Below are 2137 nucleotides of genomic sequence, written 5' to 3' on the forward strand. Positions count from 1 at the left end.
CGCCTGGCCCGGCCAGCAGGCGCGTTCCGTCACCCTCTTCGAGCTGCGCGCCGGCGCGGTGCAAGACCTCCTGCCGCCGAGCGTCCACCCGGGCACGGGCGCGCCCTACCGCTGGCTGCGGGCGCCCTGGCAGGTCGGGCGGATTCCCCACCTGCCGGGGGCGCACCTGGCGCTCTGGCAGGGTTGGGACGACCTCCGGCCGGACCTCGAGGCCGCCTGTCCCTGGCGTCAGCTGGAAGAACGAGGGGCGGCGCCTGGCGCTGTGCTCGAGCGGCGCGACAACCAGGAGCGCGACCCGGAGGGCTGGGACGAGATTCGTCACCAGCTCCGGCGGCGCTTGCCGCTGGAAGCGATGCTCGCCAAACTCGGCGCCGAGCGGCGCGGCGGCAGCTATCTCTGTCCCTTTCACCAGGAGAGCCACCCGTCCTTTTGGACCTTCGACACCGGCGAGGGCTATGAGCTCTGGGTGGACGCCCACGGCGGCGCGCCCGTCGGGCGCAGGGCCGCCAGCGGCTACAGCGTCGGCGACGTCATCGACATCTATCAGGCGCTGCACGGCTTGCCCTCGCCGGGCAAGGCTGCCGCGGAGCTCGCGCGGGTGCTGGGCCTGATCAAGGAAGGGGACGGCTGAACGTGGAGGCAGAACGCCCTTTGACTTCCTACCGCTGCAAGGGCTGCGGGGTGAGCGTCATGGTGGCGGTGAGCGTGAGGCGGGTGGCCTGCTGGCGCTGCCGCAGGCGCATGCAGACGGTCAAGCACGCCGCGGCGAAGAGCGCCTGACCAGCACCTGGCCTCCGCGGCCGAAGATGAGCAAGCGCGTAGAGGCTGGCGCGGCTTTGGCGACGAGGTGTAGCATAGGGCGTCATGCCCGGAGACGACGCCCTTCAGGAGGCGCTCGAGCGCCTCGGCTTTTCTTCCTTTCGGCCGCTGCAGTACGAGACGGTGCGGGCGGTCCTGCAAGGTAAAGACGCCCTCACGGTCTTGGCGACCGGCGGCGGCAAGAGCCTCACCTACCAGCTTCCGGCGCTCCTCCAGGGCAGGCCGACCTTGGTGGTGAGCCCGCTCATCGCGCTCATGCGCGACCAGGTGGCGGGCCTCTCGCGTCGCGGCGTCGCGGCGACCTATCTCGCCTCGGACCTCGCCGAGGCTGACAACCGGGCGCGCATGGCCGACGCGCTGGCAAGACGTTACCGGCTCGTCTACCTGTCGCCGGAGCGGCTGCTGCTCTCGCCCGACCTTCTCTCCGTCGCCGGCCTGGTGGTCGTCGACGAGGCCCACTGCATCTCGCAGTGGGGCCACGACTTCCGGCCCGACTATCTGAGCCTGGGCGAGCTCGTCAAGCCGCTCGCGCTGCCCAAGCTCGCCCTCACCGCCACCGCCACCCCGCTCGTGCGCCAGGAGATCGCGGCGCGCCTGCTCAGGCACCCGCAGCTGCTGGTGGGGTCCTTCGACCGGCCCAACCTGAGCTTGAGCGTCCATGAGGCGGCGGGTGACGCGCAAAAGCTCGAGTGCCTGCGCGGGCTCATGGCGCGCTATCCGGGGCCCTGCATCGTCTACTGCTCGACCCGGCGGATGAGCGAGCGGGTCGCCGAGGCCTTGGGCGCCGAGGCCTACCACGCGGGCCTGGGCGATCGCCAGCGCGCTTTTGTGCAGACGCGTTTTCTCTCCGGCGCCCTCGCCACCATCTGCGCGACCGTCGCCTTTGGCATGGGCATCGACAAGCCCGACGTGCGCCTGGTGGTCCACTACGCTCACCCGCGCACCTTAGAGGGCCTCTACCAGGAGGCGGGCCGGGCCGGACGGGACGGCGGGGCGGCCCACGCGGCCGTGCTCTACAGCGCCGCCGACACGGACGTGCAGCGGCGGATGATCGAGCGGAGCTTGCCGTCCCCGCAAGCCGTCAAAGGGCTGCTCGTCAAACTCTACCAGGACCCCGGACAGAGGCCAGAGGCGCTCGCCCATGACAGCGGCCTCGAGCTTTCCGCCGTCAACGCGGCCCTGCGAATGCTCATAGACGGTGGTCAGTTGCGCTTCGCGGACGGCCGCCTGGGCCCCGGCGAGCTGCGCCGGCCGCTCGATCTGCGCACGCTCGCAGGGCGCGAGCGCGCCTTGCGCGGGCAGCTTGACGCCGTGGTGG

Annotated in this window: 3 protein-coding genes; 2 read left to right on the forward strand and 1 reads right to left on the reverse strand. The window is 71.5% G+C overall.

The window, feature by feature from the left end; translation table 11 throughout:
* Positions 1–631 (forward strand): hypothetical protein (locus tag M3498_04465; protein MDQ3458550.1); only part of this gene is annotated, 631 nt, incomplete at its 5' end.
* Positions 632–659: 28 nt separating this feature from the next.
* Here M3498_04465 and M3498_04470 read toward each other — a convergent pair.
* Positions 660–866, reverse strand: a complete 207-nt coding sequence (locus M3498_04470; protein ID MDQ3458551.1) for a hypothetical protein — start codon at positions 864–866, stop codon at positions 660–662.
* Here M3498_04470 and M3498_04475 point away from each other — a divergent pair.
* The coding region (locus tag M3498_04475; GenBank protein ID MDQ3458552.1) for a RecQ family ATP-dependent DNA helicase at positions 865–2137 on the forward strand (1273 nt) is incomplete at its 3' end. The genes M3498_04470 and M3498_04475 overlap by 2 nt on opposite strands.

Source organism: Deinococcota bacterium, from assembly GCA_030858465.1.
Lineage (GTDB): Bacteria > Deinococcota > Deinococci > Deinococcales > Trueperaceae > JALZLY01.